This is a genomic window from Actinosynnema sp., from assembly GCF_052038725.1.
In genome coordinates this window covers 1-4,017 of the sequence record NZ_JBQGCX010001348.1, presented here as the reverse complement: position 1 = coordinate 4,017, position 4,017 = coordinate 1, and the positions used below count along the sequence as shown (strand labels likewise).

General features: G+C 72.7%; 4 protein-coding genes and 1 pseudogene. 1 reads left to right on the top strand and 4 read right to left on the bottom strand.

Features of this window, described 5'->3' with window-relative positions:
* Together ACTUAL_RS28475 and ACTUAL_RS28470 are read right to left on the bottom strand one after the other, a co-directional pair.
* Positions 1-287, bottom strand: a pseudogene (locus tag ACTUAL_RS28475) (hypothetical protein); the annotation flags it as partial.
* 617 nt (positions 288-904) lie between these two features.
* Positions 905-1,450 carry a TetR/AcrR family transcriptional regulator gene (locus ACTUAL_RS28470; RefSeq protein WP_440902397.1) on the bottom strand — a complete coding sequence of 182 codons (546 nt, stop codon included), beginning with the start codon at positions 1,448-1,450 and terminating at the stop codon, positions 905-907.
* A 100-nt stretch (positions 1,451-1,550) separates the two neighbouring features.
* On the opposite strand from ACTUAL_RS28470, the gene ACTUAL_RS28465 reads away from it, so the two are divergent.
* Entirely contained in the window at positions 1,551-2,000 is a 450-nt protein-coding gene (locus ACTUAL_RS28465; RefSeq protein ID WP_096497960.1) for a DoxX family protein, read from the top strand.
* Between the two features lie 124 nt (positions 2,001-2,124).
* Here ACTUAL_RS28465 and ACTUAL_RS28460 read toward each other — a convergent pair whose 3' ends face one another.
* Positions 2,125-3,066: an SAM-dependent methyltransferase gene (locus ACTUAL_RS28460; protein WP_440902396.1), complete on the bottom strand. Its 942-nt coding sequence runs from the start codon at positions 3,064-3,066 to the stop codon at positions 2,125-2,127.
* Positions 3,067-3,069: 3 nt separating this feature from the next.
* Positions 3,070-3,618, bottom strand: coding sequence for an EF-hand domain-containing protein (locus ACTUAL_RS28455; protein WP_232519974.1), 549 nt, complete (start codon positions 3,616-3,618; stop codon positions 3,070-3,072).
* Between the last annotated feature and the right edge of the window lie 399 nt (positions 3,619-4,017).

Genomic DNA, 4,017 nt, shown 5'->3' with positions numbered 1-4,017 from the left:
GGTGCTCGGGTGGGCGTAGGCCCTGTCGGCGACGACCCGCCCGACGCCGACGGCGAGGTCTTCGATCCAGTCCGCGCAGCCTCCTTTTTCCGGGCGCCCGCCGCGTGCCGGTGCGCCCGTACGCTCGTGGAGTCGACGCCGACCACGAACGCGACATGGTCCTCGAGTGTCCCCGGTGAGTCGTCCTTGACGATCACGTGCTCCAGGATCCGGTCCCACGTCCCGTCCCCGGTCCACTTCCGCAGCCGCTCGTGCGCGGTCCTCCACGGCCCGTACCGCTGCGGCAGGTCACGCTACGGGGCACCGGTGCGTTCCCTCCACAGGATCGCGTCGATCACCTGCCGGTGGCCGCGCCACCGGCCACCAGGCTTGCCCGCTCTGCGCGGGCGGCAACGGCGCGATCACCGCCCATGCCCTGTCCGTCAGGTCACCACGTCCGACCACGCACCATCATCTGCGCACGATCATGAGAAAGATCCACAGGGCACGCCCTAATCGCAACCGCTGCACCGCAGCGGCCCCGCTGTGCCGCTGACCAGACTTCCCCGCCTCGCCCGCCGCGACCGCCCTCCCTGTCGCGGCCTGCTTGACCTGAGGCTTGTGCGCTGCCCCCGGTTGTGACTCGGCGACCCGTTCTTCGGCCTTCACGGAGCCTCCAGGACACGTGGGCGGAGATCACCGTCAGTGTCTTGCGGCTCGAACGCCCGGTCGCCGTACGGCCGATCAGCCCATCAGGAGGACCCCGACGGGAGCGTCAGAGCGGGGAGGGCAGGGCAGGGCAAGGGGAAGTGAGTCAGAGAGAGGCTGGGCTAGGGAGAGGCTGGGCGGGAGAGAGGCTGGGCTAGGGGGAGGCGGGCGTAGGGAGAGCCCTGGTCAGGGGAGGTTGGGGCAGAGGGAGTTCGGGTCAGGGGAACAGCAGGCGGGCTGCTGCTCTGGCCAGGGTTTCCGGGTCCTCGTCCGGTCGGGACAGGGCGCCGGTGTTCCACAGGGTCGCGAAGCCGTGGACCAGCGACCACGCGGCGACCTTCGCGGTGTCCGGGTCGGGTGCGGAGGTGGCGTCCGCGCCGCTCGCCAGGATCTCGCCTGCCCGAGCCTGCGCGGTTCGCAGGTCCTCGTCGTCGGGGTGGTGGAGGTCCGGGCGGAACATCACCTCGAAGTGGGCCCGGTGCTCCACCGCGAAGCGCACGTAGGCCACGCCGATCTCGGTGAAGTCGCCGCCCGCGTCCCTGGTCGCCGCCAGCGCGTCCGACAGGAGCACGAAGCCCTCCGTCGCCAGCGCGGTCAGCAGCCCCGCCTTGTCCTTGAAGTGGTGCACCGGACCCGCGTGCGAGACGCCGACCCTTCGGGCCAGGTCGCGCAGGCTGATCGCCGCCGGACCGCTCTCGGTGATCGCGGTGACCGCCGCGGCCAGCACCGCTCGCCTCAGGTCGCCGTGGTGGTACGGGCTCATGCCCCGCAGCCTATCTAGTCATTGACAAGATATGGCCGCCGGGAGCAATCTTTGCGGTGACAAGTTCAGTGTTGCGGTCGGTCTGCTCCTGGGGGTCGTGGTGGTTCCGTTCGTCGTCCTGGTCGTGGTCTCGCTCCTCCTCCTGATTCTGCGGCGGCACTGGTCGTTCGCCCTGCGGTGCGGGCTCGCGGCGATGTTCCTGGTCACCGGGATCTCGCACTTCGTCGGGATGCGCGACGAGCTGATCGCCATGGTCCCGCCCGCGCTGCCCGCGCCTGGACTGCTGGTCGCGGTGACCGGCCTGCTCGAACTCGCGGGCGCGATCGGGCTGCTCTGGACGCGCACCGCGCCCTGGGCCGCCGCCGGGCTGGGCGTGCTGCTGGTGGTGATGTTCCCGGCGAACGTCCACGCGGCCCAGCGAGGGCTGTCGCCCTCGTTCGGCGACCAGCTCCTGCCGCGCACCCTGCTCCAGGTCGTGTTCCTCGCCGCCGCGGTGGCCGTGGTCGCACACCACCGGTGGAGCGGCTACCGCGCTGCGCCCACCGGCTGAGTGCCCACCGGCGAAGCGCCCGCCAGCGAAGTGCCCAACGGCGAAGTACCCACCGGCTGAGTGCCTACCGACTCAGCGCCCATCTGCGGAGTGTCTAGCAGCTGAGCACCCACCAGCTGAGCGCCTACCGCTGAGCGTCCGGGCCGGTAAGCCGGGGTAACGGCACGGTCGGCTTCCTGGCGAACACGAAGCGGTTCTCGCCGAACGCCCCGTCCGGATCGGGGACCACCTGACCGTGCGCCTCGGCGTACTCGCCGCTCCCCCTGCTCGTCGCCGTCCAGCCGAGCAGGACGAGGTCCGCCTCGGAGTCCGGGCGCGGGTCGTGGTGGAACAGCGCGGGCAGGTCCACGTCGATCGCCGACCGCGCCTCGGCGTAGAACGGGGCCGCCGGGTCGCCCAGGTCGTGCGAGTCCGGCTTCACCTCCAGCGCCAGCGTGCTCGCGGGCGCGGACAGCCTGGTGACGTCGCGCAGCAGCGCCCACAGCCCGGCCCGCGACAGGTACATGGACAGGCCCTCCACCAGCCACGCCGTCGGCCGGTCCGGGGACAGCCCGGCCTCCAGCAGCGCCGACGGCCAGTCGTCCGCCAGGTCCGAGGGCACCGGGACCCGCCGCGCGGTCGGGCGCGCGCCGACCTCGTCCAGCACCCGCTGCTTGAACCCCAGCACGTGCTCCCGGTCCACCTCGAACACCGAGGTGCCCGCTGGCCAGTCCAGCCGCAGCGCCCGCGTGTCCAGCCCGGCCGCCACCAGCACCACCTGCCGCGTCCCCGCCCGCGCCACCTCCAGCAGGTGGTCGTCGAAGACCCTGGTGCGCAGCCCGACGTCGCGGGCGTCCCCGCTCCACACCGGGTTCGCGTCGCCGCCCGGCACGTCCTCGACGCGCAGCGGCCAGCCCGCCGCGCTCGGTTCCGCCCGGACGAAGTGCGCCGCGTACCGGTCCACCGCCACCGCGTCGGAACGGGTGCTCTCGACCGCGCGCGCCGCCGCGACCAGCAGCGCCGTGCGGCTGACACCCTCGCCGATCACCCGCTCGGCGCTCGCCCCCGCCCGTCCCGTCGCGGCCACGGGTCAGCGCCTGCTCTGCGCGGGCACCAGGTGGTCGCCCGCGATGCCCGCCTTGTCGGGGCGGTAGTAGTCCCTGATCGCCGACTCCCACGTGCGCACCTCGACCTGGTCGTCGGCGGTGGGCTCGAAGGCGTCGAACAGCGCGTCGATGTTGTCCCGGCTGAACCCGAACGCCGTCATCAGCGCGTGGAACCTCGGCCGCTCGATCATGCCGTCGCCGTCCGGGTCGCCCAGCACGGCCAGCGCGCGGGCGAACACCTCGACCGCGCCCTCGAACCGCTCCGGCGACAGCACGCAGCCGCAGAACTCGTCCAGGGTGATCCGGCCGTCCCGGTCCACGTCCAGGTGGTCGGCCAGCACCTCCCACCAGCTCGCCAGCGCCGCGCGCATGGCGTGCCGGTCGGACATCTCCGAGCCCGAGGCCGCCGCGTCCACGCGGTCGGCCATCAGGTCGAAGTCGGTCATCTCCAGCTCGCCGCTGGCGTCGGCGTCGAAGAGGGAGAAGATCAGCTCCGCCCTCGCCAGCGCCATCGGCTTCACCTCGGTCCGCACGGTCGCGCACCCCTTTCCCGTTCGGGTCGGCCACCCGGTGCGGGTGATCCGGTTCCCAAGCTAGGGGACGGGAGGGGGGCAGGTGGCCGGGGCGGTTCCCGCTGGTCAGCGCGGTGATCACGACGCGTCGCGGGGGTGCGACACCAACGTGGGGAGGGAGGTCTCCCAGGCGCTCAGGAATAGGCGGGTGATCACTGCGCGGTGATCCCCGGAAGCCCCTGAAAGGGGAAGTGCTGCCCTGGCGGGTGATTCTGGATTTGTGGGGCTTGTGGCGCGGCCGGGACGGTCCGGCGACCCCGTCACCAGGGGCCGCCGGACCGCCCGGCGGGTCCGCGCCGCGGCTTGGTCGCGCGCGCGGAGTCGGTGCACAGCCCGCCCACGTCCACGCTCTGCCCCCCG

Excerpts from the sequence above, each read along its gene's own strand:
- ACTUAL_RS28470 (WP_440902397.1), bottom strand. The coding sequence starts at position 1,450 with ATGAGCCCGTACCACCACGGCGACCTGAGGCGAGCGGTGCTGGCCGCG.